The sequence below is a fragment of the Gardnerella sp. DNF01198P genome (genome assembly GCF_049244165.1).
GTDB lineage: Bacteria > Actinomycetota > Actinomycetes > Actinomycetales > Bifidobacteriaceae > Bifidobacterium > Bifidobacterium swidsinskii.
Genome location: NZ_CP058382.1, coordinates 1,071,692 through 1,097,430 on the forward strand (window position 1 = coordinate 1,071,692; position 25,739 = coordinate 1,097,430).

Annotated in this window: 21 protein-coding genes; 2 read left to right on the forward strand and 19 right to left on the reverse strand. The window is 44.4% G+C overall.

What is annotated here, in order from left to right; translation table 11 throughout:
* Positions 1-101 precede the first annotated feature (101 nt).
* A complete protein-coding gene (gene tal, locus HXT44_RS04655) occupies positions 102-1,205 on the forward strand; it encodes a transaldolase (protein ID WP_012914254.1) in 1,104 nt (367 codons plus the stop codon).
* A 259-nt stretch (positions 1,206-1,464) separates the two neighbouring features.
* Here the strand turns inward: tal and HXT44_RS04660 are convergent, their stop codons facing one another.
* From HXT44_RS04660 to efp, 17 genes are all read right to left on the reverse strand, one after another.
* Complete coding sequence (locus HXT44_RS04660; RefSeq protein WP_012914255.1) at positions 1,465-3,096, reverse strand: RNA-binding domain-containing protein; 1,632 nt, start codon at positions 3,094-3,096, stop codon at positions 1,465-1,467.
* A gap of 260 nt (positions 3,097-3,356) precedes the next feature.
* Complete coding sequence (locus tag HXT44_RS04665) at positions 3,357-4,184, reverse strand: HAD hydrolase family protein (protein ID WP_421782603.1); 828 nt, start codon at positions 4,182-4,184, stop codon at positions 3,357-3,359.
* 147 nt (positions 4,185-4,331) lie between these two features.
* On the reverse strand, positions 4,332-4,580 hold the full coding sequence (gene secG / locus HXT44_RS04670; RefSeq protein WP_004119067.1) for a preprotein translocase subunit SecG: 249 nt from the start codon (positions 4,578-4,580) through the stop codon (positions 4,332-4,334).
* A 61-nt stretch (positions 4,581-4,641) separates the two neighbouring features.
* A complete protein-coding gene (gene tpiA, locus HXT44_RS04675) occupies positions 4,642-5,448 on the reverse strand; it encodes a triose-phosphate isomerase (protein ID WP_064340411.1) in 807 nt (268 codons plus the stop codon).
* 163 nt (positions 5,449-5,611) lie between these two features.
* Positions 5,612-6,817, reverse strand: coding sequence for a phosphoglycerate kinase (locus tag HXT44_RS04680; RefSeq protein ID WP_102155099.1), 1,206 nt, complete (start codon positions 6,815-6,817; stop codon positions 5,612-5,614).
* A gap of 1,026 nt (positions 6,818-7,843) precedes the next feature.
* Positions 7,844-8,791, reverse strand: coding sequence for a DNA-binding protein WhiA (gene whiA / locus HXT44_RS04685; RefSeq protein WP_012914259.1), 948 nt, complete (start codon positions 8,789-8,791; stop codon positions 7,844-7,846).
* 273 nt (positions 8,792-9,064) lie between these two features.
* Positions 9,065-9,940, reverse strand: coding sequence for an RNase adapter RapZ (rapZ, locus tag HXT44_RS04690; protein ID WP_100066708.1), 876 nt, complete (start codon positions 9,938-9,940; stop codon positions 9,065-9,067).
* Between the two features lie 80 nt (positions 9,941-10,020).
* The gene (locus HXT44_RS04695; RefSeq protein WP_076002916.1) at positions 10,021-11,214 is read right to left on the reverse strand and encodes a shikimate dehydrogenase family protein; all 1,194 of its coding nucleotides are present in this window, start codon (positions 11,212-11,214) and stop codon (positions 10,021-10,023) included.
* Positions 11,215-11,236: 22 nt separating this feature from the next.
* Positions 11,237-13,657 (reverse strand): primosomal protein N', encoded by a 2,421-nt coding sequence (locus HXT44_RS04700; RefSeq protein ID WP_012914261.1) that lies wholly within the window; start codon positions 13,655-13,657, stop codon positions 11,237-11,239.
* A gap of 72 nt (positions 13,658-13,729) precedes the next feature.
* Positions 13,730-14,947: a methionine adenosyltransferase gene (metK, locus tag HXT44_RS04705; protein ID WP_012914262.1), complete on the reverse strand. Its 1,218-nt coding sequence runs from the start codon at positions 14,945-14,947 to the stop codon at positions 13,730-13,732.
* 138 nt (positions 14,948-15,085) lie between these two features.
* On the reverse strand, positions 15,086-15,370 hold the full coding sequence (rpoZ, locus tag HXT44_RS04710; RefSeq protein ID WP_004108619.1) for a DNA-directed RNA polymerase subunit omega: 285 nt from the start codon (positions 15,368-15,370) through the stop codon (positions 15,086-15,088).
* An 82-nt stretch (positions 15,371-15,452) separates the two neighbouring features.
* On the reverse strand, positions 15,453-16,061 hold the full coding sequence (gmk, locus tag HXT44_RS04715) for a guanylate kinase (protein WP_012914263.1): 609 nt from the start codon (positions 16,059-16,061) through the stop codon (positions 15,453-15,455).
* Positions 16,062-16,076: 15 nt separating this feature from the next.
* A complete protein-coding gene (gene pyrF / locus HXT44_RS04720) occupies positions 16,077-16,988 on the reverse strand; it encodes an orotidine-5'-phosphate decarboxylase (RefSeq protein ID WP_004106386.1) in 912 nt (303 codons plus the stop codon).
* 3 nt (positions 16,989-16,991) lie between these two features.
* Positions 16,992-20,387 (reverse strand): carbamoyl-phosphate synthase large subunit, encoded by a 3,396-nt coding sequence (gene carB, locus HXT44_RS04725; RefSeq protein ID WP_076002918.1) that lies wholly within the window; start codon positions 20,385-20,387, stop codon positions 16,992-16,994.
* A gap of 32 nt (positions 20,388-20,419) precedes the next feature.
* Entirely contained in the window at positions 20,420-21,631 is a 1,212-nt protein-coding gene (carA, locus tag HXT44_RS04730; protein WP_102155098.1) for a glutamine-hydrolyzing carbamoyl-phosphate synthase small subunit, read from the reverse strand.
* 607 nt (positions 21,632-22,238) lie between these two features.
* Complete coding sequence (gene nusB, locus HXT44_RS04735; protein ID WP_102155096.1) at positions 22,239-22,718, reverse strand: transcription antitermination factor NusB; 480 nt, start codon at positions 22,716-22,718, stop codon at positions 22,239-22,241.
* Positions 22,719-22,885: 167 nt separating this feature from the next.
* Complete coding sequence (gene efp / locus HXT44_RS04740) at positions 22,886-23,449, reverse strand: elongation factor P (protein ID WP_004111770.1); 564 nt, start codon at positions 23,447-23,449, stop codon at positions 22,886-22,888.
* Between the two features lie 129 nt (positions 23,450-23,578).
* Here efp and HXT44_RS04745 point away from each other — a divergent pair, with 129 nt between their 5' ends.
* Positions 23,579-23,968, forward strand: coding sequence for a YccF domain-containing protein (locus HXT44_RS04745; protein ID WP_012914266.1), 390 nt, complete (start codon positions 23,579-23,581; stop codon positions 23,966-23,968).
* Here HXT44_RS04745 and pyrE read toward each other — a convergent pair.
* Together pyrE and HXT44_RS04755 are read right to left on the reverse strand one after the other, a co-directional pair.
* Positions 23,944-24,636: an orotate phosphoribosyltransferase gene (gene pyrE / locus HXT44_RS04750; RefSeq protein WP_012914267.1), complete on the reverse strand. Its 693-nt coding sequence runs from the start codon at positions 24,634-24,636 to the stop codon at positions 23,944-23,946. The genes HXT44_RS04745 and pyrE overlap by 25 nt on opposite strands.
* Positions 24,637-24,732: 96 nt before the next feature.
* Positions 24,733-25,734 (reverse strand): dihydroorotate dehydrogenase, encoded by a 1,002-nt coding sequence (locus HXT44_RS04755; RefSeq protein WP_012914268.1) that lies wholly within the window; start codon positions 25,732-25,734, stop codon positions 24,733-24,735.
* Positions 25,735-25,739 lie beyond the last annotated feature (5 nt).

The following is a 25,739-nucleotide window of genomic DNA, read 5'->3' on the forward strand; positions in this document are numbered from 1 at the left end:
ATGCCGAGCTACCGTTGGTTCGACATCAACCGCTGTTTCTTGTAAAAACGCCAAAATACCGACGTGCCCCAATTGGTGGAGCACAGTGTTAAGGAGATAACATGACTGAAGCAACGCAGCGCACCAGCGATTCCGGCGTTTCTATTTGGTTGGACGATTTGTCCCGTACCCGCATTGAGTCCGGCTCTTTGCAGGATTTGATTGCTAATAAGAATGTTGTTGGCGTTACCACCAACCCATCCATCTTCCAGAAGGCTTTGAGCCAGGTTGGCCCATACGATGCACAGCTTAAGGAACTCGGCAAGGTCGACGTTGAAACCGCTATCCGCGAGTTGACCACCACCGACGTTCGTAACGCAACCGATATCTTCCGCGAGATCGCTGAAAAGACCGACTTCGTTGACGGCCGCGTCTCCATCGAAGTTGACCCACGCTTGGCTCACGATACTGCTAACACTGAGAAGCAGGCTGAAGAGCTTTGGGCAAAGGTTGATCGTCCAAACGTTATGATTAAGATTCCAGCAACTTTGGAAGGTCTTCCAGCTATCACCGCTACCCTTGCTAAGGGTATTTCTGTGAACGTAACCTTGATCTTCTCCCTCGAGCGCTACGAGCAGGTTATCGACGCCTTCATCGAAGGTATTGCTCAGGCAGATGCTAACGGCCACGACTTGAAGCACATTGGTTCCGTAGCTTCCTTCTTCGTCTCCCGCGTTGATAGCGCTGTTGACAAGCTCCTCGAAGCTAACGGCTCCGATGAAGCTAAGGCTCTTGAAGGCAAGGCTGCTGTTGCTAACGCTCGCTTGGCTTACGAACTCTTCGAAAAGAAGTTCGCAGCTGACCCACGTTGGGCTGCTCTTGAAGCTAAGGGCGCTAAGAAGCAGCGTCCACTTTGGGCTTCTACCGGCACCAAGAACGCAGCTTACTCCGACTGCAAGTACGTTGACGAGTTGGTTGCTGAGCATGTTGTGAACACCATGCCAGAAAAGACTTTGAACGCTCTTGCTGATCACGGCAACGGCGCTGCTTCCGTTAAGGGCACTTACGAAGAGAGCCACGCTGTTATGAACAAGCTTGCTGAGCTTGGCATCAACATTAAGGACGTTACCGACAAGCTTGAGGCCGACGGTGTTGCCGCCTTCATCAAGTCTTGGGATTCCGTGATTGCTGACGTGCAGTCCGGCATCGATCGCGTAAACGCCTGATTTGATTAATCAGTAATAAATAAACATAAACCGCACATGTTCGTGGATTAATTCACACATGTGCGGTTTTTGTTTGCGGAGCACTCCAAACGAGAGGAAAACTCCCTACAATTGGAGCACTCAAGCAGATTAACCAACTGAGAAAATAACGGTGATTACTTGCCAGAAAGAGTTTGCCAGCGAGATTTGGTTAAAACGTTACGATAGCGCACGCGAGTTTCGTGCATAAGCGATTAATTCACACATGTGCGGTTTTTGTTTAACTGCGGTTAAAAACGTAGGTAGTAGCTCGACCTTTTCCACAAACTGAAATATCTCCTCTACTAACTAAATCAGATAACAATTGCTTAGCCTTGGTACTACCCACGTTAAGAATATTTTGCACTTGCTCACGCTTTATTGTTCCATGATTATGTACTGCTTCAATAATCTTTTTATAGCAATCGTCAACGCTCATACGTTTATGCGAGTTATTAGAATCTTGCGAAAGTGAATTTGTAGTAAGTTCTGAATTATAAGTACCGTTCACTAAATTCAATGAATTAGCATTAAGTTCAGTTTTGTTTTTTGAAGAACCAGATACAAAGTTATTCTTATCGCTTACAAAAAATTCAAGAGTAGTACGGTCTGGATTAAAGGACTCACTTAACATTGGATAGCGTATTCCAGCCCAATCACAACCAGCTCTCATAGCATCAAATCCGCTTCCAGCACGTTCAACAACAGAAATCAGCGCGAACATTTTAAGCAGTGCTGGATTCCGAGAATCAGAAAAACCTCCAGCTAAAGCCACTTCTACAGGCATACGTAAGCAACCCGGGTTTGCAAAAGAAAGCTTAAAACCATCATTTGCGCTATTTGTTTCTATAGAAGATTGTGAAGAACCATCAACATCAGTACTCACAGCATCATTATATGTAATAACAGTATTACCTCGCATATAATAATCAGCATGAATCAACGTGTTTGCAAGGGCTTCTCTAACTGCCATATGCAACGGAGTATCATCAACTCGTAATGACTGCGAATTAAGCAAAAATGGTACATCAATTTTACGAGAAAGACGCTGCCATACAATACTCCAAAAATCATAAAGATTTCCACTCCACGAACCATCCGAGCTGACAATCCTATGACTCCACCTACTATCAGCATTGGTAATTTCTCTGTAGTCGAGAAAATAGTACGGAAATTCCGTAATAATGCACCACTCCTGACCAAACATTAAAAGACCCGATCGAGTAGGATGCAATTTATTCGACTCGTCTTTTGCTAACGCTCCGATTCTCATAAGAAATTCATCTGTATCAAGCGTAAGCCAAGGATGTTGAGGACGCACTGCACTTAGCATATTGCGGTAAGAGCGCACAGTCTCCATATCAAAATCGTCAACACTGTGTTGCAACAGTGGAGATTGATCCATAGAATTTACGCTCGAACCATTGTCTCTGACCATCGCTTGATACTCTTCTTGCGAACATTTGTAGTCGCCTTCGAAATTACGACGATACGTACCGCCTATAGGATTTCCATTAATATAAATCGGTTTATCAGAACGATTTGCTCTTGGAACGGTTATGCGAATAATAGATTTGTTATCATCCATCTGTTCAATAGAAATATTTTCTTCAATAAGAATATTCGAACTAATTTTATTCTTATTATTTAGCGTATCCCAAATATCTTTTACCATATGTTCAGGGTTATTTACGCCAACAAGCTGTAAATTATGCTGAGCATCTTCGCCTACACCCAGCAAGATAGTTCCACCATTCGTATTAGCAAAAGCACAATACGTTTCCCACATACTTCTCGGCGTACCGTTTGAAGCCGCTTTCGCTTCTAATTGATTACTCTCTCTTAGTAAAGACAGCGAATTTATATTGAACATTGCAGTCTCGCTTCGTAAGTTAGGTTTGTTGCAATATCGTTTTTAGTTAAGTTTGTATTTATATTTGCATTTAAAATCGGACATTTTAAAGCTTAAAAATATTTTTTGCGTCCGATTTTACATCCTTTTCGTCCGATTCTACTTGTTTTGCGTCCAAAAAACAAGAAAACGTCCGTAAATTTTGCCTAAACGTCCGTATTCTGTAGAACGCGTCCGATTTACTGCTATTTGCGTCCGATTATGATGATTGCAATAAACCGCTAGAGCAATTCGTTTTGAAGCCAGCTGGCAACACCGTCGTCATTGTTGGAATCGCAAACTTCGTCCGCAATCGCAAGCAAACGCGGATTACTATTCGCCACCGCTACCCCATAACCACCAGCACGGAACATGTCGATGTCAATAATATCGTCGCCAAAAACAACTGTGCGGCTCGTCTTTACGCCCAAACGATCGCAAATAACGTTCAGCGCGTGTCCTTTGTTTGCAAGAGGATTCGTGAGCATCCACAACACGTCTTCGCTAATATGCAATGAAAAATCGCTTGGAAGAATGCTCTGAAGTTTTTCCTTCTCACTCTCTCGAGGAACAATAATAATCTTGTCTGCAATGCCACTCGGAACATTAGAAAAATCGGTAATAATAAAATCCTGCTCGTTCCAAAGCATACGAACATCAAAATTAGTGTAACGAACGTCGTTCATCACAATACCAAGACGGAGCGTAGGTATTTTATCAAGCAATCGCAGGCAAACATCAGCAGCAAGATTAGAGTCAAAACCAAAGCGAGTAAGAGTATCAATGCTTCGCTGCGAAGTAAGTTCAGAAATAGTGCTGTGAACACAATCAAAATCAATAAGCGCACCATTGAGATACGCGCAAACTTGAGCTTTTAAATCGTGAACAAAATCAAAAGCGCTTCCAACAGGACGAGCCGTAATAATAGCAAGCGGAATACCAGATTCGTGCAAACGCTCAGCAGCCTGCACAGTTTCGCTGCTTAAAAAGCGGCCTTCAAAAGTATCGGAATCGTGAAGCATTGTGCCGTCAAGATCAGCAATTACTAAAGAAGGAGAAAAACGAAGCATTATAGTTACCCACTATTTTTAATGTGCATAATGAATTTGTAAATCGCACAAATGCAAGCGCGTACGCAAGATCACACACAAGCCCATAAATTTTGATTTATAAAATAAAAAGCGCGCAATCTTTCGACTATGCGCTTAAAAGAATACTTAGATAAGTGAGAACTTAGTCATAAGGTTCAAGGCAACAATAACAGCCACCCAAATCAACGCTATAATAACCGTCCAACGATTTAAGTTCTTTTCTGCAACACCAGAGCTACCAGCGTTCTTCGTTAAACCGCCGCCGAACATGTCGGAAAGGCCGCCGCCCTTGCCCTTGTGCATCAAAATTAACAATGTGAGCAAAATGCTAGTGAGCACAAGCAACACCTGCAAAATAATCTTCACAGTGGACACAACCAACCTCCTGTTTTACAGTACCCGATTAAGTTTAATAATAACCTTTGACCGCTTAAGCTTATTTAGTCTCTAAACGTGTTTGCGCAGCCGTTAGTCGCACAATATTAGCAAGTTCTTGCGCATCAAGAGAAGCGCCACCAATTAAGAATCCATCGACATCTGGCTCCGCGATAAGACTTGAAGCATTAGAAGAAGTTACAGATCCGCCGTAAAGAATACGGACAGTATCTGCAACATCGTCACCGAACGTAACGCGCAAGTCTTCACGAATAGCCAATGCAGCTTCCTGAGCTGAATTAGCAGTGGCAACCATACCAGTACCAATTGCCCAAACTGGCTCGTACGCAATAATTAAACGCTTAGCTTGCTTCGCGTCTAAATCGCGCGTTACATCATGCACTTGCCCTACAGCAAAATCGAGCGCAACACCCTGTTGACGTTCTTTAAGACTTTCACCAACGCAAAGAATTGGCTGCATTCCTGCGGCAAGAACAGCTCGAACTTGATCAACTATATTTGCATCATCTTCAGGATGATACTTGCGTCTTTCAGAATGACCAACAATAACCATTGAACATCCAAGACTTGCAAGCATATCTGCAGAAACATCACCAGTAAAAGCACCTTGAGCAGTAACAGAAACAGCTTGAGCTCCGTACAATATTGGCAAATGGTCAGACTCAACAAGAACTTGCACGCTTCTTATTGAAGTAAAAGAAGGCATAAGTGCAATTTCACAATCGTGATAGTCGTAATGCGCGTCACGCAGTAGCCACGCAAATTTTTGTATAAAATGCGTAGCTTCGCGGTGATTGAAATTCATTTTCCAATTACCAGCGACTAACGGCTTTCTTTTGGAAACCATAATCACCCTTAAAAATTTACGATTGAGATTAATAGTATTGCGCAAATTAGTGTTATGCCGACCTCGATTTACAAAGCGGATTCATAAAATCGAAAGTCGGCATAAGCGAAAATATTTAGTTTATACTTGCTCGCGTAAATATTACTTACTCAAGCAATATTACTTACTCAAGCACACTCAAACCTGGAAGAGTCTTGCCTTCCAAGAACTCGAGAGAAGCGCCGCCGCCAGTAGAAATGTGCGAGAAGCCATCTTCTGGGAATCCAAGATTGCGCACTGCAGAAGCAGAATCACCACCGCCGACTATAGTGAAAGTGCCGTTCTTAGTTGCATCGACCAAGCCCTGGGCTACAGCGCGAGTACCGGCTGCAAACTCTGGAACCTCGAACACACCCATAGGACCGTTCCAAACAACAGTCTTGGAGTCAACAATCTTGTCGTGGAAAAGCTTCTGAGAGTCAGGACCAATATCCAAGCCCATCTTGTCTGCAGGAATAGCGTCTGCTGGAACTACTTCTGGAGCAACTGGAGTATCCCCTGCTGGGAAGCCAGCGTTCACAACAATATCGGTTGGAAGCACAAGCTCAACGCCGTTCTTCTTAGCGGTTTCAATGTATCCTTTAACCTTCTCGAGTTGATCCTCTTCAAGCAAAGAAGTACCAACTTCGTTACCCAAAGCCTTGAGGAATGTGAACACCATACCGCCGCCAATAACAAGACGATCAGCCTTAGAAAGCAAGTTTTCAATAACGCCGAGCTTGTCGGAAACTTTAGAGCCGCCGAGAACAACAGTCAAAGGACGCTCTGGGTTTTCAGTTGCGCGAGAAAGTGCCTTAACTTCCTTCTCAACAAGCAAGCCTGCAGCTGCTGGAAGATCGGCAGCAACATCGTAATTTGAACCCTGAGCGCGGTGCACAACACCAAAGCCGTCGGAAACAAATACTTCGCCAAGAGAAGCAATCTTCTTAGCGTAAGCTGCGCGCTCGGAAGCATCCTTGCTGGTTTCTTCCGCGTTGAAGCGCACATTTTCAAGCAAAACAACGTCGCCATTATTCATGGCAGCTACCTTAGCTTGAGCATCTTCGCCGTAAGTGTCTGCAGCCAAAACAACATTTGTGCCGAGCAATTCACCCAAACGCTGCGCAACTGGAGCCAAGGAAAGCTCTGAAACAACCTGACCCTTTGGACGACCAAGGTGAGCCATCAAAATCACCTTAGCACCCTGCTCACGCAAAGCCTTAATGGTTGGTAAAGCAGCACGAATACGACCATCATCAGTAATCGTCGTACCCTTGAGAGGAACGTTAAAATCAGCGCGAACCAATACGCGCTTACCACTCAAATCTCCCAAATCTTTCAGTGTCTTCATTGGTATCCTTTCCAAACCATATTGGCTTACCATATTTGACTTACATACTGGCTTACCGTGCCGGCTTACTTCGTTCAACAAAACGCAAAATCAGCCTCAAACATCAACACATTGCCGGGTGCAATTATACCGCACATCTTCAACAATCCCTATGAACAACGCAGCTTTGCACCAGTGCTCTGCTGACGTTGCGTCTGTAGCTTTGCAGTAATGCTTCTGCGAAAAGTGGTTTTGTAGCTTTGCAGTTGCGCTTTGCAAACGTTGCGTCTGAAGCTTTGCAGTATTGCTTTGCGGACGGCGATTATTTATTGATTAGTGAACTTTAGCATTATTGCTCTGCTGACGTTGAGTATTTATTGCTTAAAAAAACACTAGCATTTGCGCTGCTGCACACACCACGCTAAGCACTACTACCACACCACAGAACACTAGCGGTTTTACTAGTAGTGAGGGGTGGGTGTTGCTTGAGAAGTACGAATATTAGTGTGGTAGAGATTTGAGATTTTTCGCACTGAGCGCGGCGAACGTCAGAGCCGCAGGCTGCTGATTCGCCAAGCGAAGAAGAAAAATCGAAAAATCTCTGCGATAGACACGGTTATTAACGAATTAGCACGCAGAGTTTGGGGGGAATTTCTTTACGAGCACTAAAAGAGGACTGAGGAAGCAACATTCCTTAAGAACAAAGCAGACAGCAAAACCTCTAACAGCCAAAGCGACGAAGGACTGGGCGCGACGACCTGCCGAAGCGCTTAAAGCGTAGCGCGCGAAGGCAACTCGGAGCGTGAGCTTGCTCAAGTTGAAAGCACGGTGTGCTTTCAACGCAAGCTCAGCAGCGAGTACACGCAAAGTGTACGAGCGCTATAAGTGCAAACACAAATTTTCTAGCCTCGTCAAAACCAAAAAACTAAATCAGTTACAAAACTCATAGACGATACTCAAGAATATTGCAAACAAAAAAGCGCGAGAAGTAAAAAACAACTCACGCAATTAAAAAATTAACTCTGCAATAATCACGCAAAATCAGCATTAAAGCTGCTGCATACGCGACTTCTCAACCTTCGCTGAAAGCTGCAAAAGTCTACGAATTCGCCCTGCAATCGCATCCTTTGTAATAGGAGGATCAGCCAAGTGACCAAGCTCTTCCAAACTTGCGTCGCTATGCTCAAGACGAAGCTTTCCAGCCATCAACAAATTATCTGGAATATCGTCGCCCAAAATATCGAATGCGTGACGAACCTTTTCGCATGCCTCAGCAGCAGCCTTAGCACTACGACGCATATTCGCATCGTCAAAATTAGCCAAACGGTTTGCTTTTCCGCGAGCTTCACCGTCCGAACGCTTACCGGTCCATTCGCGAGCAGAACGAGGAGCACCAATCAAAATCAACATTCGCTCAATTGCGTCAGAATCGCGCAACGTCACTCGCTCAGAGCTACGAACCTGACGAGCCTTGGCGCTAATGCCAAGTCGCGCCGCCATAGTTTGCAAAGCATTTGCAGCCTCATGAGTTGGGCAAACAACTTCCAAATAGCTAGCTTTGCCAGGGTCGGAAATAGCACCGTGAGCCAAGAAAGCACCACGCCAAGCTGCTTTGATTTGGGCGATACTTCCACCAACAATCTCAGGTGCAAGACCTGCAACAATTCTCATACGTCGATCAAGAAGACCAGATTGCAAAGCCAGTGCTGCAGCACCACGCTCAACTACCACGTCATAGCGAACTACAGTGCCCGTAGGAGTTTGCCGAGAAACTTGAGCAATTGTTGCTTCCCTCTGGAAATAAGTTTTCAATACCTCAACAAGCCACTGAGCTGCGCGCTGAGAATCCAACTGAGCGCGAATAACAGCTTGATTATTTACTGGCCTTAAGCCGCCAGCAAAGCGCATCATTGCTGCAGCTTGAGCCATAATGACAGTCGGGAGCTCATTGTTGTTTGAAACGAGTTCATTTTTGACGTCGTCAAGAAGAGCCAAGGGACAACCTCCTACTTTTGTTCTTCTTAAAATATGAGTGCTGTTGGGTACTTGCATGATGCTGTGGCACACGACATGCCCGGCTTTCTGTGATACAGAATACGTTGGACATTTTACCGGTTTTTGCACATGCTTTACATGCTTTTAGTACAAGATTTTTTATATTTTATATAATTTACACAATTTTTATTTAATTTTTTAATTAATTTTAATTGATTAGTTTCATAATCGCATTTCACTACTTTACTTTTTGCTACTTTACTTCTCCACTTACTATGATCTTCTCTGTAGCTCTCTTGCAGATACTGTAACTTGCAAACCGTGCAATCTCAAACGTCTAGCAAGCTCAATACTTACGGCAACAGAACGATGCTGACCGCCAGTACATCCTACAGCAATAGTCACGTAATGCTTGTCTTCTTTAGCGAATCCGTCGATAGCTGTAAGAAGCGCATTTTCGTAAGAATCTAAGAATGTAATTGCCGCAGAATTCGATAAAACATAATCTTGCACAGCTTGATCCTTACCTGTAAGCTCCCTTAATTCAGGAACCCAGAAAGGATTCGGCAAAAATCGCATATCGGCAACAAAATCAGCGTCCATTGGCATGCCGTATTTAAATCCAAAGCTGAAAATATGCACAGAAACAGTAGAAGAGCCTTTTCCAAGCAATCCTTCGTAAAGCTTTGTAGAAAGTTGGTGAATACTAAGTGCAGAAGTATCGATAATAATATTTGCGCAATCTTTCAGATGACTGAGCAGCTCTCGCTCTTCTAGAATACCGTCAATAAGTCTGCCACCGCGCTGCAAAGGATGCGGTCTACGCACAGACTCGTAACGCTTGATAAGCACAGCATCTGAAGCATCTAGAAACAGAATTCGCGTTTTTACACCAAGGTCATCAATATGCGCAAGAACTGCAAACAGGTCGTCGAAATATCCTCTAGAACGCACGTCAATAACAGCAGCAAGCTTATGCACTTTAGAACCGGATGAAGTCATCATATCTACTAGCGGTATGAGCAGTTTTGGCGGAAGATTATCGATAACATACCATCCCATATCTTCCAACGCGTTAGCAGCGTGCGAGCGCCCAGCTCCGCTCATGCCTGTAATTAGCATAACTTCAAATCTGTCAGATAGTTGCATACTAGTCGACGCGGAACGTTGCGTAGTATGTTGCGCATCACGTTGCACATCACTTTGCGTAGTATGTTGCGTATTATCGCTCATAATGCCTCCTGTAAGGCTTTTCGCATGAGACTACTTAAGTCATCGTAATATCTAGCCTTGTCAGCACTAGGTTTATAACCAAGCTCAGAACCAGTCTCAGCACAATCCTCAGCGCCAGTCTTAGCACAATTCCCAAAATTTTCTTTAGATTGCCTGTACTCAATCGTCATAAGACTTACTTGTGCTAAAGCTTGTTGCAAAAGCATTTCTTCTCCGCCAATAGCGCAACCGTATTGTTGCCATACACTAAGTAGCATGCTTGGGCGAGGATCGTAAACTACGTCAAGCAATGTTCCTAATTTCGTTTGATTATTCGCACTATCTTGACAGTACGCTTTCAACGCAAGCGCAATTGGATCTGCTACATGCGCTGGAACTGTGCTTATGACTATGTCTGCTTCTGCGATTGCACGAACAGCTTCGAGTGAATTTAAAGATTTCAAAATGAGAGATTTATCACATTCTGACAATTTTTCTGCACTCAATTTTTCTGCGCTATAGTCTGCAAATTTTGAAAATACTTCTTCGCTTATTGTTGGGAACTCAATACCTTGCACAGGCTCATACATAGCGTCATTTTCTTCGCTTTTATTATTTTGACCTATGCTTATTTTATTTGGAAAATCAGCGCAATACTTTTGTATAAGATTATTAAAACGTTCAACGCCTTTTACACTACCGTCATCTTCAGTTCTAGCAACAACTTGCACTTGCTCAAGCTTTGCTACTTGCGCAATTTCAATTAAAGCTGCCAATGCAGAGGACGCAGTGTTGCCACTGCCAATAATAACAGCCTTTTTTACTTCGCATATGCGCTCATGTAATGCTTGCATAAATGTTATTAATATGCCACTTACGTCAGTGTTGTATAGCTTTATTTGCGATTGCGAAGCGGTTGCTGGGTTGCTAGTAAAAACTGCAGTATTTGCCACGTTAAGCGCGCGCGACCAGTAGTCGCAAGGTGTACCGAGTTTCATTACGGTTTTTTTAAGCGGCATAGTAAGGCTTAAGCCTTTCCAAGAATCGTCAAGATGCGCAATAAAATCGCGAAGCTCTGTTTCGCTTACTTTTTCCTTACTATATTGCCAATTTGTAAGACCTAAAACCTTATAAGCCGTGTTGTGAAGCACAGGAGACAGCGAATGCGAAATAGGATCTCCCAAAACTGCGCAATGATATGTTTTTAACATTTTTCTCTCCCCTATTAGTAAGTTAGTACGCTAATAAATCTTTTGGATCAACACAAAAACGCAACTCTCCTGCAGCACGTGTTGCTACGTGACGAGCTACTTCCTTGTGCAATCGGTTCACTAATTCTTGTCTTAAATAAAGCGGAACTCTTACTACAGCTTTTACACGGTCGTAAATATCGTCAAAATGCTGGTATCTGTCTGTAACAGGCGGATGCATTGGAACAATTCCTAATAATGGAGAAATTGCTGAAAAATCAGCATCTTGACTACTTTCGCACCCAAGATTTTCTTGCATTGCACCAATGTTTTCAAGCGCACGCATAACCGCATCACGAGCACCCCATACGCATGCTGCAGTTACACAAGGCGGCAATATTGCTTGAGCTCTTTCTGAAAGCTCATTGCAAGAAAGTTGAGTCGTATCCCACAATGTAAGCGCACGCGCAAGAACAGGATACGTTTCGCCAATCAAAAGCACACTTCCTCCGCGCGCTCTAGGAGCACATAAAGCAGAAGCTTTCATCCACGAATTAAGTGTATCTATTCGCGCATCAAGCCCCGAAGCGTACAAACTTACCCACGTATCGAGTATTGCTACAACACCATATTCTCCGTTACAATTTGCGTCTTGCGTTTGTACGCGAGGCTCACATCCAGGAGTTGCAACAACAATTACAGGTTTTTCATCAATACACTGGATAATTCCGTTCGGTTGGTGTTGTGACGAAATAATAATAGGCACGTTGCGAAATAGTTTAGATAATTCTTCTGCAACACCAGCAGCGCCAACTTGTATAACTCGCATATTGCTACTGCCACAATTAGAACAAGACCAATTTATTGCACTAGCACCACACCACGAGCAACGTGCTGTTTGCTGACTATTTGCAACATCGAGAGGCCCGGTACATCGTCTACAGCGCGCTTGACGTTTGCAAGAAGAGCATATAGCCGATTGCGTCACGCCATCTTGCGCAATAGAAAGCAGCACAGGCTTACCATCCGAAAGAGCATCATTAATAGCTCTTACTGCGCTATGCGGTATGCGAGCGCCAATACTTGGGTCAGCTAATTTCAATAAAGCTTCACGATTAAGCCAACGAACCCACGGAACTAACTTTTCGCGAGCAAGTCTACTCGCACTTACAGGGATGCTAGATCCGCTTATTGTTTCAGCAGTTTTAGCAGATTGAGTAGTTTGAATAACTTTAGTAGTTTGAACGGATTGCTCACCTTGCGCATCTTGCGCATTCGACATATAGCAGTCTACTTCACTTTGACTAAGCGCGCTTCTGGAATACGACATTGACACAAATACGCCGCCATGCCTTTTCGCACGAAGCCGCATAACGCCACGCGCTTGAGCATACGGCATCATGCCATCAGCATATTGGTACGCGCAATCTTCAACAATCGCAAATAAAGCATCTCCCTCAACTGGAGCATACATTGCAGCTCTAGTGCCAAGAACGCAAGGAACTATTCCGGACGCGATTGCACGCCAAGCTCTATATCTATCAGCTGGAGGATCCGCAGCACAAAGTCGAGCAACATCGCCATCAAAACTTCCAGCAGAAAAACCACGATGATTCTCACTGACGCGCTTATATGGCTTTAATCCGTAAACCATTAGCGCGCGCATTACATCATTTACTTCTCTTAGCGTCGGCAAAACTACAACAGCTTGCTTACACGCGCTTAAAGCAGTGACAATCATCCACGCTAAATCTTGTGCAAGTCGGCAAGAACCTGGTAAAGCGTCTACAATAAAAGATTGAGAAGAATTATTTTCTGCTTGCTTGACTAATTGATTTTCTGTTTTATTTTCACTAAAACTTGCGTCAATAGATTTTTTGATTAATGCATTGTATAAAATATTTGCATTTTCGTAATCATAAATCATGCGAGAAGTTGTAGCGTAACCTGGGTTTGTATTGTTATCGTTTTGCAAACGCTTCTTAAGATTTTCACGCCACTGTTTTCTGCGTTGCAAGCGTATGTTGTCAAAAACTTCCTCATGCTCAACACGAGCTACGCGTTGAGGCACAGCAAGACGCAAAATATTTGAGCTAGTTCCACCATAAGCTTTAGCTATGGCGTCAATATCGTCTCGCAAAGATTTAGAAAGCAAAACATCTGAAGGAAACACGCGCTCTAAAAATCTTAAAGCAGTATGAGGGGTGTCTGTATGCGAAGAACGAGACCAAATAACTCCAGTGAGCTTTTGTGCTCCAAAACGAACGCGTACAAACGCCCCAGGCTGAGCAGATTCATCTTGATCTTGCGATATCAAGTAATCAAAAGTACGACCTAAATGTGAAGCTTGAACATCAAGCATCACATGCGCAATAGGGCATTCATTAGCAGGCACTAGAGAAACAGCATTGCGCTTACGTCTTGTTTTACGCGCTAAGCCGTCTAGCGAAGGTTGCTCTGCCATAAATAACCCTTAGTTTTACTTGAATTACATCACATAATTACTGTTATTTTACAGCAAAATTTATCAATAAAACTACTTTTTTAGCGCATCTTTCAATTGCTCAATACGATTCGTTTCTTCCCAAGGGAATTTGACATCCGTACGACCAAAATGACCATAAGCTGCGGTTGGAGCATAAATTGGCTTAAGCAAGTTAAGCTCATCAATAATCGCAGCTGGACGCAAATCAAATACTTCACGCACAGCACGCGCAATATCTGCACGCGTAATACCTTCAGCTTCAGTTCCGAAAGTTTCTACGTTTACGCTTACAGGATCAGCAATACCAATAGCATAAGCAACTTGAACTTCTGCCTTATGAGCTAAACCAGCTGCCACAATATTTTTTGCAACCCAGCGAGCTGCATAAGCTGCAGAACGGTCAACTTTGCTAGGATCCTTACCGGAAAAAGCTCCACCACCATGATGAGCAGCACCACCATAAGTGTCAACAATAATTTTTCGACCAGTTAAGCCCGAATCAGCTGCAGGACCTCCCAAAACGAAGGAGCCAGTAGGGTTTACAAGCATACGGTACGAATCGTGCGCAACTTTTTGAGCAAGAACTTCGTCCAACACAGGATTAACAACATGTTCAACAAGCTGATCTTGTAACCAGTCTCTAGAAACTTCTGGGTCATGCTGAGTAGAAATAAGCACAGTATCCAAACGTTTAGGCAATCCTTTTGAATCATACTCAATCGTTACTTGAGTTTTCCCATCTGGACGCAAATGCGCAACAGTGCCATCTTTACGAACTTTAGCAAGCTTTTGAGCTAAACGATGAGCAAGATAAATCGGCAAAGGCATTAAAGTATCTGTTTCGTCGCTAGCGTAACCAAACATAACACCTTGATCGCCTGCACCTTGAGCAGCGTAGTGCTCCTCACGAGAAGATGCACTCTCGCAAGAAGCATCCAACCTAGCAACACCTTGATTAATTTCTGCACTTTGCTCAGTTAAAGAAACCATAACACCACAAGAATCAGCATCAAGACCAATTGTGGAGCTCGTGTAGCCAACATTACGAACAACTTGACGCACGATTCCCGGAATATCGCTATAAACTTCACCACGCACTTCGCCAAAAACCACAAACTGACCAACGGAAGCACAAACCTCTACAGCAACATGCGCATGAGAATCCTGACGAAGCATATCGTCCAATATAGCGTCAGCAATTTGATCGCATAACTTGTCAGGATGACCTTCAGTTACAGATTCTGCAGAAATTAATTTACGTTCTTCCACATTTCCCCCTTACGTTTATAGTCGATAAGGCTAAATACAGGCTAAATAAAGTGAAAAACGCAGCCGTGCATCCGCTTTATTGAGCACGGATGATACGCGACTGCGAATACCCATAAAGACGTTTATTAGCAAGGCTTATTAATTACCTTCGCTTAAATCGTCCTCACCAAGAGTCTCTTCAAGCAATCCAGCATTAATTTCGCGGAAAGCAATAGCTAAAGGCTTTTCTTGATTTTGATACTCAACTAGTGGGCCAACATTTTGAAGCAAACCTTCATTAAGCTGAGTAAAATAAGCATTAATTTGACGTGCTCGTTTTGCAGCAAATAAGGCAAGCGCATACTTGGAATCCGCATGTTGCATTAAATCATCAATCGGTGGATTCGCAAGACCAGTAGGTGTTGGCTGAGTGCCTAATGCCATAATATTCTCCAAATTCTATGGTGCCACAATAGTTCCAAAAGGCTTATTATATGCTATCGATTGGATATTGCGTAAGTTTTAACTATAAGTCGTATTCGCTTGCAATAACATTCCACAGTTCATCTGCGGCACGCTCAGCATTATCGTTCACAATAACAACATCAAACTCTTTAGCTGCAGCAATCTCAACTTTAGCGGTTTCCAAACGTTTTGCTTGCTGCTCAGGAGTTTCAGTACCACGACCAATAAGACGACGCTTAAGCTCTTCAAAGCTCGGAGGCGCAATGAACACGTACACGACTTCTAATCCAAGACGAGCTGCCTCTTGTTTTACACGCCTAGCTCCTTGCAAATCTATTTCCAACAAAGTAGGAATATCTTGCGTAAGATGATCCAAAACAGGCTGAAGAAGGGTGCCATAATGAGCCATGCCATGAACCAGCGCAGTTTCCAAGAATTCGCCATTACGCTTACGACGCTCAAATTCTTCTTCATCTAAGAACCAATAGTGAATACCATTAAATTCACCAGGTCTAGGCGCACGAGTGGTAGCAGAAACAGATAGCCAAATATGTGGATGCTTCTCACGAAGTATGCCTTCTACTGTGCCTTTACCAGCCGCAGTAGGACCCGTTAATACGATTAATCGACGTCTAGACTGCGAAACTGCAGTCTCATCCGTGGCACCCATTTGTTTACCTCTCGTTTACACACATTCGCCTGAATCAACAAGAGCCTGACGAATATCCAATGCTATGCGTTCAGTTGCAGCCGAAAGTTCACCAATATTTGGACCATGCGACGCAATCGAACGCGAAACAGTTACCAATACATTACCATGTGTACCAGCAAAAACACGCTTTAAATCGTCAGCTTCTGCACCTTGCCACCCATAACCAGGAGAAAGAATTGGACCAGTAAAACTGGTTACGTCAATTCCACCACCGTTCATCCAGTCGCCAATAGTCGCTCCAACAATTAAACCAACAGAACCCATTCCTTTAGTTTTATTGTTAAAACTTTGAGCCGTTTGAGCAATTCCGTGAGCTACAGTAGTTCCGCGGTAAGTTCCGCTTTGCCTAATAGCAGTTTGCAAACTTGCGCCTTCGCGATTAGAAGTTAGAGACGCAATAAAAACACCGCGACCGTTATTAAGAGCTTCGTTAATTAAGCCGCCCATAGAACGTGCACCATAATAAGGAAGCAAAGTAATAGCATCAGCAAGAAGCGGAGCTCCAGGCTTAAAATATGCGTCTGCAAGCGCAGAAATAGTAGTAGACAATCCTCCATGACCGCAATCAACAATAGTAATAATATCCATTTGACGAGCGGCATACAGCACACGCTCAAGCGCTGCGAAACCCTTAGAACCATAGCGCTCAAACATGCTGGATTGGAATTTAACTGCCGCTGCCCTACCATTCATAGCTTGCAGCATGCGCATAGAAAAAAGTTCAGCTCCAAGAGCATCCATGTTGTATCCCCAATTAAGCAGCATTTTGCGATGAGGATCGATTCCAACACACAATGGTCCATATTTTGCCATAGCGTTCTTCAAACGCAAACCAAAATCGGATCGTTGCGCCTGCACTTCTTGATCACGAATGCTCTCGGTCATGTATTAAGCCCGACTTTCTTGACTTTCTGCCTGTTCAATTGCAAACAACTGCTGAGCATGTTCTTGTATGCTCATCACCTGATAATCGTTGTTCTTAACAGCTTCAATAGCCATTAATACTGGTGCGAATTCGGTAATAGTAGTGAATTGCGGAAGATCAGCTGCTACAGCTGCTGCACGAATGGCATAACCATCAGTGCGCGATCCCCTTGAATTCGGCGTATTCAATACCATATCAATCTTACCATTTTCGATAAGCTCTACAACATTCTTACCGATTCTTTCATGTGCTTTCTCACTATTTGGCATATCCTTCGCCGTGTCGCCCTGACTAGAAAGCTTATCGACAATCACGGAATCAATACCATAACGACGAAGCACAGAAGCTGTACCTTCAGTAGCCCAAATCGTAAAACCAAGCTCCACTAATCGCACTGCAAGAAGCGGAAGTTGACGCTTATCTGCATCACTTACAGACACAAACACGTTGCCGCTGGTAGGCAAACCACCCTTGTATGCTGCAAGCTGGCTCTTAGCAAAAGCATGTGGGAAGTCACGATCGAAGCCCATAACTTCGCCGGTAGAACGCATTTCTGGTCCGAGCAAAATATCAACCGTACGACCAACAGGAGTGCGGAAACGCTTGAACGGCAGCACAGAAGCTTTAATAGCAACTTGCTGACCTGGATGAATATCACCACCATCGCCTTGCGGAAGAAGAAGTCCACGCTTGCGCTGCTGTGCAATTGTTTCACCAGCCATAATTCGAGCAGCAGCTTTAGCAAGAGCAACACCAGTAGCTTTAGAAGCAAACGGAACAGTACGAGACGCTCGAGGATTTGCTTCAATTACATACAAAGTGTTTGCCATAAAAGCGTACTGCACGTTAATCAGACCGCGAACTGAGCAGCCGCGCGCAATCGAAAGCGTGCCTTCGCGAAGGCGGCGAATTTGATCGTCCGAAAGCGTGCTTGGAGGAAGAGTACAAGCAGCGTCACCAGAGTGCACGCCAGCTTCCTCAACATGCTCCATAATGCCGCCAATATAAAGCTCGTTGCCGTCGTAAAGCGCGTCAACATCAATTTCAATAGCGTCCTGAAGGAACTTATCAATCAAAAGCGGCGAAGGCAAGCGGCCAGAAACAACAGTGTCTGCTCGAGCTTCATCCAATGCGCGATCAACATACTTTGCAAGCTGAGCGTCGTCGTACACAATCTCCATTCCGCGACCGCCGAGTACGTAGCTTGGACGCACAAGAACTGGGTAGCCGATTGCGTGAGCTGCATCTTTTGCTTCCTCAAGGCTTAAAGCTGTGCCGTATCGAGGAGCGTTCATGCCTTCTTGACGAAGAACTTCGCCGAAAAGCTCACGATTTTCAGCCAAATCGATAGCCTCAGGAGTCGTTCCCAAAATTGGAACTCCTGCAGCTTTAAGACGAGCAGCAAGCGAAAGTGGCGTTTGGCCACCAAGCTGCACAATCACGCCCTTAACAGGTCCAAGCTTCTTTTCTGCTTCGTAAATTTCAAGCACATCTTCGAAAGTAAGAGGCTCAAAGTAAAGGCGGTCAGACATGTCGTAATCTGTAGAAACTGTTTCAGGATTGCAATTAACCATAATGGTGTCGTAATCCTTGCCCAATTCCTGAACAGCGTGAACGCAAGTGTAATCAAACTCAATACCCTGGCCGATTCTGTTTGGACCAGAGCCAAGGATAATCACAGCTTCGCGATCGCGCTTCTTCAACTCGCTTTCGTCAGCGTAGCAAGAATAGTAGTACGGAGTTGCTGCGTCGAACTCAGCTGCGCAAGTGTCAACAGTCTTGTAAACAGGGCGCAAACCGTAAGCCCAACGAAGCTCACGAACCATGTTTTCGCCTTCGTCGCCAAGATTACGCAAATGCGCAATCTGCACGTCCGAAAGACCAGCAAGCTTAGCACGCTTCAAAACTTTAGGAGTTAAGGTTTCAGCTTCACGAACTGCGAGCGCAGTTTCGTTAATTTGAGCCAGCTGCTCTACAAACCAAGGGTCGATTTTTGTTGCTACAAAAATTTGATCTGGCGTTGCTCCACCCCAAAGCGCGCGCTGGATTTGCAAGTAGCGATGCTCGGTTGGAGTATGCATTTCTTCAAGAAGCTTATTAACTTCTTCCTTGCTTGGACGCTCGCCATCCCAGCTAAAGCACGCGTGACGCTTGTCGATTGAGCGCATTGCTTTTCCAAGGGATTCCTGGAAGTTTCCAGCCAAAGCCATTGCTTCGCCAACCGACTTCATAGAAGTTGTAAGCGTGGTGTCTGCTCCTGGGAACTTTTCGAAAGCAAAGCGCGGAATCTTCGTTACAACATAGTCGATTGTTGGCTCGAAGCTTGCAGGAGTTGAACGCGTAATATCGTTTTGAATTTCATCCAAAGTGTAGCCTAAAGCAAGTTTCGTTGCGATTTTTGCAATTGGGAAGCCAGTTGCTTTAGATGCGAGCGCGGAAGAACGAGACACACGCGGGTTCATTTCGATTACGATAATGCGACCAGTTTGAGGGTTGATTGCGAACTGAATATTGCAACCGCCGGTATCGACGCCAACGCCTCGAATAATAGCGATACCGATATCGCGCATCTTTTGATACTCTCGGTCGGTAAGCGTAAAGCAAGGAGCTACTGTAATCGAGTCGCCAGTGTGCACGCCTACAGGATCGACGTTTTCGATTGGGCAAACAACTACGACGTTATCTTTTGCGTCGCGCATAAGTTCAAGCTCAAACTCTTTCCAGCCTTCAATGCCTTCTTCAATAAGCACTTCGTTTGTTGGAGAATAGTGAATGCCGGCTCCTGCAATGCGGTGAAGCTCTTCTTCGTTATGAGCAATACCAGAGCCCAAGCCGCCCATTGTGAAGCTTGGACGTACTACTACCGGGTATCCTAAAGTTTCAACAATTTTGTCTACTTCTTCAATCGAGTGAGCAATAAAGGATTTTGCTGACTCAGCTCCGGCTTTTTCAACGACTTTTTTGAAAAGCTCTCGGTCTTCGCCGCGGTCGATTGCTTCCAAAGAAGCGCCAATAAGCTCAACGTTATATTTTTCTAGGATTCCTGCACGACCCAAATCCATTGCAGCATTAAGTGCAGTTTGACCACCAAGCGTTGGAAGAAGCGCATCCGGACGCTCCTTTGCAATAATTCGCTCCAAAATCGAAGTGTCAATTGGCTCAATATATGTTGCGTCCGCAAGTTCCGGGTCGGTCATAATCGTAGCCGGGTTAGAGTTGACCAAAATTACGCGAATGCCTTCTTCGCGAAGAACTCGGCAAGCCTGCGTTCCGGAATAATCAAACTCTGCAGCCTGACCAATAACAATCGGGCCGGAACCAATTACCATAACCGACTTAATATCAGTACGTTTTGGCATAGTAAACTTCTCTTTCCGTAAATCTTAAAATCTTACTTGCTTTTTCGAGTGTTTTCGCGCATCAATTGCACAAAACGGTCAAATAGATAGGAAGCATCGTGCGGGCCTGCTGCAGCTTCCGGATGATATTGCACTGAGAACGCTGGAATATCAAGGCATTGCAAGCCTTCTACAACATTGTCGTTCAAGTCAATATGCGAAACTAGCACGCGACCAAAGTGACCGTTTCCATAAGGAGATTGGACAGGACCGTCAAGAGGAGCGTCCACTGCAAAGCCGTGATTATGAGCTGTAACTTCCACTTTTCCGGTTGTAACGTCTTTTACAGGCTGATTAATACCGCGGTGACCAAACTTCAGCTTGTAAGTGCCAAAGCCGAGCGCGCGACCAAGCAACTGGTTTCCAAAGCAGATACCAAAGAACGGGTAGCCTGCATCCAAAACTTTACGCAAAAGCTCAACTTCGCGATTTGCTTGGCCAGGATCTCCAGGACCATTCGAGAAGAATACACCGTCTGCGTTAAGAGCTTGCAGCGATTCGAAGCTTATTGAGGAGCTTACGACGTGCACACGGCAGCCGCGCTCAGCCAAACGGTGAGGAGTCATGGATTTAATACCAAAGTCAACTGCTACAACCGTGTAAAGCGGATCTTTTCCTTCAAAATCACCGCAAGGCTCAATCGTATACGTTTCTTTAGTGCTGACTTCATCCGTTAAGCGCAAGCCTTGCATTTGAGGAGTCTGCTTAATTTCGTCAACGAAAGAAGCAACGGTACGAAAAGCCCCGGTTGACGAATCAACCAGGGCCTTATTAGAAAAAATGCCGGCACGCATAACGCCTACCGAGCGTAAATGACGTACCAGCTTTCGAGTATCAATACCACTAATGCCAACGATACCTTGCTTTTGTAAATCGTCTTCCAAGGAACCTTCAGCTCGCCAATTGCTAACTACTGGGCTTGGCTCCTTAACCACGTAACCTGCAACCCAAATGTGGGCAGATTCTGGATCTTCATGATTCATTCCCGTATTACCTATATGTGGGAATGTTTGAACTACGATTTGTTGATCATAACTTGGATCAGTTAATGTTTCTTGATAACCAGTCATGCCCGTGGAGAACACAATCTCAGCGCGCGTAGAACCTTGCGCACCAAAAGGCTTACCAACGTAAACCTGACCATCCTCCAACACCAATACTGCATCATCACTGCCGAATCCGGCAAAGGTGTCGTTGTAATCCACCTTAACCCCCTTATGGCTTTAGGATATTCGTGGTAAGTCTACTCAGGTTGGCGGACGGGCGACGCGCCGGCAATAAGTTATTGCGCGTTATGTGTTCTTGAGTATCGTCTATGAGTTTTGTAACTGATTTAGTTTTTTGGTTTTGACGAGGCTAGAAAAATTGTGTTTGCGCTTATAGCGCTCGTACACTTTGCGTGTACTCGCTGCTGAGCTTGCGTTGAAAGCACACCGTGCTTTCAACTTGAGCAAGCTCACGCTCCGAGTTGCCTTCGCGCGCTACGCTTTAAGCGCTTCGGCAGGTCGTCACGCCCAGTCCTTCGGGCGCTCTGGCTGCTAAAAGCGCTTATTGTGTTCGCCTATATTTAAAGAATGTAGCTTCTCAGTCCTCTTTTAGCACTGAACACAATTTTTCCAGCCTCTCAACACACTAACCAACAACACAAAACTCATAGACTCGTGCAAAAAGTTACGCAAAGTGCGTGGAATAGCGCAATAACTTACACTTTGTCTTGTAATTGATAGGAATGTTTAGCGTGGCGTAAGCAGAGCATTAATGCTAGTGTTACCCAATCAACAGAAATCGATGTCTGCGAAAATACTAACTCAACTACTCCTGAGTGTCAGCAGTAGGTTCCGCAGCCTCGTCGCTAGAGTCTTGAGATTCGCCATTAAACTTTGCCAAGCAAGCATCTTTATCTGCCATAATCGCGCTTAGTAAGCCGTGAATAAACGCAATAGCTTCGTCATCGCTATACATTTTTGCGAGCGCAATCGCCTCGTCAATAGCAACTTTATCTGGAATCTCATCGTTAAGAAGCATTTCCCACACCGCAATGCGCAAAATATTGCGATCGATAACAGCCATTCTGCCAACTTTCCAGCCAGTCGAATAGCGGTTTAGCGTCTTGTCGATTCTGTTACGTCGCTCTCCTACGCCTCGAACAATCTCAATAGCGTACTCTGGGAGCGGAGTTTGAGCGCCAGGCTCCTTAACTCGCTCCTCAAGCAAAGAAAGAATATGCTGATTCTTCTCATCCGCCTCATACAGCGTATTCAAAGCCCTTTTACGAGCGGTAGAACGTGCCATCGTAACGCCCTTCTGTGTAACGTATAAAAATTACTTAATAAAGTTGTATCAAAAATTACGCGACCCAGCAACGAATAATCGCCACCGGGTCACTCTATAAAAATTATTGAGAAATAAATAGCTAATTTAATTAGATAACTAATTATTTTAATTAGATAATTAATTCTTTAGTTTTCACGACCAAGATAAGAGCCGTCACGAGTGTCGACCTTCACCTTTTCGCCTTCACCCACAAAGAGTGGAACCTGGATTTCAGCACCGGTTTCCACTGTTGCAGGCTTAGTACCAGCGTTAGAACGGTTGCCTTGCAAGCCTGGCTCAGTGTGAGTAATAGTCAAAATCACTGAAGCTGGAAGCTCAACGCTCAAAGGAGTACCGTCATGGAAGCTTACGATGCAGTCGGTGCCCTCAAGCAAATACTTGCTCTGCTCGCCAACTAAAACCTTAGGAATATAAACCTGGTCGTAAGTGGTCATATCCATAAAGACGAAGTTGTCGCCATCTTCGTATGAATATTGCAACGTGCGGTTATCAACGGTCTCGAACTCCATCTTCATGCCGGCATTAAAAGTCTTGTCGACAATCTTGCCCGAGAGCACGTTCTTAATGGTGGTACGCACAAAAGCAGGACCCTTGCCTGGCTTCACGTGCTGGAACTTAACGACGGTCCAAAGCTGACCGTCAAGGTTCAAAACCGATCCATTCTTAATATCATTGGTAGTCTGTGCCACGAGTTACCCGTTTCTTTCGCTAATAGGCTGCAAATTAAGCAGCTAAGAAATAAACCTTGCTTATTATGCCACAAAGTGTCAACTTATGCATTCGTGTACCGATAGCAGCGAAATTATATACTTAATAATATGAAACTTCTTGGCAATATTGTGTGGCTGATATTCGGCGGTCTCTTCATTGCTGCAAGCTGGTTACTTATAAGTTTCCTTCTTTGCATAACCGTTATTGGCGTACCATTCGGTATTCAAGCATTCAAAATGGCAAAGCTCACACTCACGCCATTTGGAAAACACGTTATTTACCGAGGCGGCACTAGCACAATTTGGAACATATTATGGATTGTATTTTTCATTGGGCCAATGCTTGCATTAGGTTATATCGTTTCAGGATTCATTTGCTGCTGCACAATTGTTGGCATTCCATTTGGCATACAATCTTTCAAAATGGCAAAACTTGCGTTGTGGCCGTTTGGTTCCGAAATTGTAGAAGATAGTTACGCACCATACGTACGCAAGTAATCTGCAGCGCGCGAAGCTAATTCCTCATCCATAACTGGCTTACCGTCACTATTAGTGAGTTTTTGAGCTGCAGCGAAAATTTCGCGCACATTTGCAATTGGCAAAACTGGGAATCCAAACTCCTGCTCTACTGCTTTTACTGCAGAAAGCTCACTGTCTTTCGTGCGTTCCATTCTGTCTACTGCCAAAATCAAGCCAACAACTTGCACATTTGCTTCCGCTTTAAGCTTTGGCAAAGTTTCGCGAACTGCAGTTCCAGCAGTCATCACGTCGTCAACTAACAGAACTTTCATGCCGTCTTTTAACGGTTTTCCAACCATAATTCCGCCGTCGCCGTGGTCCTTTCGTTCTTTGCGGTCGAAAGTAAAACCAACAGGCATATTGTGATTATTCGTCAAAGCCATTGCCGTAGAAACTGCCAGCGGAATGCCCTTATAAGCAGGACCGAAAACAGTGTCGATATCTTGCGGAAGTTTGCCGTCTTCGATTGCTGCAACAACGCGCTGAGCATAGTACGCGCCTAAGCTCGCGATTTTCATGCCGTCGTCAAAAGCGCCAGCGTTAATAAAATAAGGTGATTGACGACCAGATTTCAGTGTAAAGTCACCAAATTTAAGCGCGCCTGAATCAAGCAAAAACTTTGTAAAACGTTCGTCTAATTCTGCCATAATTAGCTCTCTTTCTTAAAATATTTTTAAATACTTTCTAAATAATTTCTTAAATATTTTCTAAATACTTTTTAACTACCTTTTAAATACTTAATTTCAGCGCCAAGTCTTTCCTTCGGCAAGTAAAGACGCAAGCTTTGGACGAGAATCAAGCAAATCATCAAGCTCGCGAGCAATGCGAATAGGAGCAGTAGGATCCACCAAAGCGGCAGCACCAACTTCTACAGCATTAGCGCCAGCATACAAGTATTCCAAAGCTTTTTCGCCGGAATCAATGCCACCAATGCCAATAATTGGAATATCTGGCATAGCTTGACGAACTCGCCACACAAATCCAAGACCAATCGGGAAGATTGCAGGACCGGAAACACCGCCTGTGCGGTTTGCAATAATAGGCTCGCCTGTTCGAATATCAATTCGCAAACCAACAAGCGTATTAATCATGCTTAAAGCATCTGCTCCAGCATCAACTGCAGCTTTGCAAATCGAGACAATATCCGTCACATTTGGCGTCATTTTTACAATCATTGGCTTATCTGTCATTGCGCGAAGTCGCTTAATTAAGCGGTGTAATGCCACCGGATCCGTGCCAACGCTCATTCCGCCGTGAGTTACGTTTGGGCAGCTTACGTTAATTTCAAGCATGTCTGCAGCAGAATCTGCAAGCTTTTCAACAACTTGCGCATAATCGTCGTCACTGTGCCCTGCAACATTAGTAATAACAAGCGCTCCCATTTTCTTTAGTTTCGGAAGCTCGTCTACTAAGTAGTGGTCGACGCCAGGATTTTGCAATCCAACTGCGTTTACCATGCCAGAAGGAGATTCTGCAGTGCGCGGAGAAGGATTTCCTTCCCACGGAACAGGTGAAACGCCTTTTGTGCAAATTGCGCCGAGTTGGCTTACGTCGTAAAAACGTCGGCAAGCTGCAAGCTGGAAAGTTCCAGAAGCTGTACCAACCATGTTTTTCCACTTAACGCCTGCAACTTGAGTTGGATGTTTCCAAACGTGGCTAGTGTCAAAGCCAAAAGTTTCAGCGGAATTTGTTGCGGAATTTGCGTTATTTACAGAATTATTTTCGTCATTATTTACAGCATTCATATTTT

Bases quoted from the DNA above. Each gene is read 5' to 3' on its own strand.
- tal (WP_012914254.1), top strand. From the start codon at position 102: ATGACTGAAGCAACGCAGCGCACCAGCGATTCCGGCGTTTCTATTTGG.
- HXT44_RS04660 (WP_012914255.1), bottom strand. From the start codon at position 3,096: ATGTTCAATATAAATTCGCTGTCTTTACTAAGAGAGAGTAATCAATTA.
- HXT44_RS04665 (WP_421782603.1), bottom strand. From the start codon at position 4,184: ATGCTTCGTTTTTCTCCTTCTTTAGTAATTGCTGATCTTGACGGCACA.
- tpiA (WP_064340411.1), bottom strand. From the start codon at position 5,448: ATGGTTTCCAAAAGAAAGCCGTTAGTCGCTGGTAATTGGAAAATGAAT.
- HXT44_RS04680 (WP_102155099.1), bottom strand. From the start codon at position 6,817: ATGAAGACACTGAAAGATTTGGGAGATTTGAGTGGTAAGCGCGTATTG.
- rapZ (WP_100066708.1), bottom strand. From the start codon at position 9,940: ATGCAACTATCTGACAGATTTGAAGTTATGCTAATTACAGGCATGAGC.
- HXT44_RS04695 (WP_076002916.1), bottom strand. From the start codon at position 11,214: ATGTTAAAAACATATCATTGCGCAGTTTTGGGAGATCCTATTTCGCAT.
- HXT44_RS04700 (WP_012914261.1), bottom strand. From the start codon at position 13,657: ATGGCAGAGCAACCTTCGCTAGACGGCTTAGCGCGTAAAACAAGACGT.
- rpoZ (WP_004108619.1), bottom strand. From the start codon at position 15,370: ATGGCATTAGGCACTCAGCCAACACCTACTGGTCTTGCGAATCCACCG.
- gmk (WP_012914263.1), bottom strand. From the start codon at position 16,061: ATGGGTGCCACGGATGAGACTGCAGTTTCGCAGTCTAGACGTCGATTA.
- pyrF (WP_004106386.1), bottom strand. From the start codon at position 16,988: ATGACCGAGAGCATTCGTGATCAAGAAGTGCAGGCGCAACGATCCGAT.
- carB (WP_076002918.1), bottom strand. From the start codon at position 20,387: ATGCCAAAACGTACTGATATTAAGTCGGTTATGGTAATTGGTTCCGGC.
- nusB (WP_102155096.1), bottom strand. From the start codon at position 22,718: ATGGCACGTTCTACCGCTCGTAAAAGGGCTTTGAATACGCTGTATGAG.
- HXT44_RS04745 (WP_012914266.1), top strand. From the start codon at position 23,579: ATGAAACTTCTTGGCAATATTGTGTGGCTGATATTCGGCGGTCTCTTC.
- pyrE (WP_012914267.1), bottom strand. From the start codon at position 24,636: ATGGCAGAATTAGACGAACGTTTTACAAAGTTTTTGCTTGATTCAGGC.
- HXT44_RS04755 (WP_012914268.1), bottom strand. From the start codon at position 25,734: ATGAATGCTGTAAATAATGACGAAAATAATTCTGTAAATAACGCAAAT.